Below are 1,513 nucleotides of genomic sequence, written 5' to 3'. Positions count from 1 at the left end.
GGCGTGGCCGAGGGCCGCGCTGAGGCCCGCGGCCTCACGGCAGCGCTGTTCGCCGACGAGGCGCCGCGGGCGGGCGCGGTGTGGAGCCTGTACGAGACGTTCGACGTGTTCGCTCGCGAGCTCGACCAGATCACCGAACGGCTGGGCGAGCCAGTGCGCGCGGCCCTGCTTGATTCCGACCGACCGGTCGCCTCAGTGCCCGTGGGGCGACTCGCCGGCTTCGCGTCGCAGCTCGCCCTGTATCGGCTGCTGTCGGCATTCGGCGTCGAGCCGCGCCAGGTGGCCGGCGTCGGCCTCGGGGAGGTCGCCGCCGCGTGGGCCGCCGGCGCCCTGTCCCGGGACGATGCCTGCGCGCTGGCCGTCGCCCTGGCCGGCGAGCAGGGCGATCCGCCGGCGGTGTCGATCCGGGCCGAGGTGCCGCGCATCCCTCTGGTCCGCGGTCACAACGGGCGGCCGGTGACCGTGGAGCGGCTCGGTGACCCGGAGTTCTGGGCGGCCGCGGTCCGGTCACCGAACCAGCTGCCCGACGTCGTCGCGCAGCTGCTCGGGCAGGGCGTGACCCGGTTCGTCGACCTTGGCCCAGCCGCCCGGCTGGCCCCGCTGGTGGCACGGAGCGCCGTGCGGGCCGGCGAGCCGGGACGCACCGTGCTGCCCGTCGCGCTGCTCGCGGCGGCCGAGCGCCCCGGCGGCACGGCGCGGGCGGTGCTCGCGGCCCTCGCCACGCTGTACGCCGACGGAGTGCCAGTCGACTGGGAGCCCGCACTGCGGCGGCAGGCGCGGTTCGTGGACCTGCCCACCTATCCCTTCGAACGTCGCCGGTTCTGGCTGGCGCCGCCCGACGGTGACGGGCCAGTGCCGCCCCGGCCGGCTCTCGCCCACCCGCTGCTCGGTACGGCGATCGAGCTGGCCACCGCGGGTGACGAGTGGTTCGGAGGGCAGATCGCCGACCGGACCCCGGCCGCAGCCGGACTCCCCCGGGTGCATGCGAGCGCAATGCTGTCGGCCGCGGCGCTCGTCGACTGGGCGCTCGCGGCGGCTCGGCCAGACCAGCCGACGGTCCAGGCGCCGCGGACGCTGCGCGAGATACTTCTGCACCCCGCGCTGGAGCTGCCGGCGGACGGCACGCCGGTCTCCCAGCGGACGGTCCGGGAGAGGCAGCCCGACGGCGTGCGGGTCCGAGGCTTCCTGCGCTCCGGCGCGTCCTGGGAGCCCTCGTTCACCGCGCACGCCGGCGACCCGGACGCCGGGCCCAGCTCATCGCCCGGCGTGGACCCGGTGCCCCTGTCGCCCGACGAGGACCGCACCGAATGGTGGCGGCACCGGCGGTGGGAGCTCGGGGCGCAGGACGGCCCGGCCACGGTGCGGGTCACCGCGCTGCGGGCCGCGACCGGGCGGGCCGAAGCACGGCTGGAGTGCGCGCCCCCGCCGGCTGGTTCCTGGCTGCTGGCACCCGAGCAGCTGGAGGCCGTCCTTCAGCTCGCCGCGCTGGCCGACGACGCGGCCGCGCCAGGCC

The 1,513-nt window shown here is 77.4% G+C and carries 1 protein-coding gene; it reads left to right on the top strand.

What is annotated here, in order from left to right:
- On the top strand, positions 1-1,513 hold a 1,513-nt coding region (locus tag ND748_RS31780; RefSeq protein ID WP_251749976.1), incomplete at both ends, for an acyltransferase domain-containing protein.

The sequence above is a fragment of the Frankia sp. AiPs1 genome, from assembly GCF_023716945.1.
GTDB lineage: Bacteria > Actinomycetota > Actinomycetes > Frankiales > Frankiaceae > Frankia.
The sequence above is the reverse complement of the archived record's forward strand: the minus strand, read 5'-3'. Positions and strand labels throughout refer to the sequence as shown.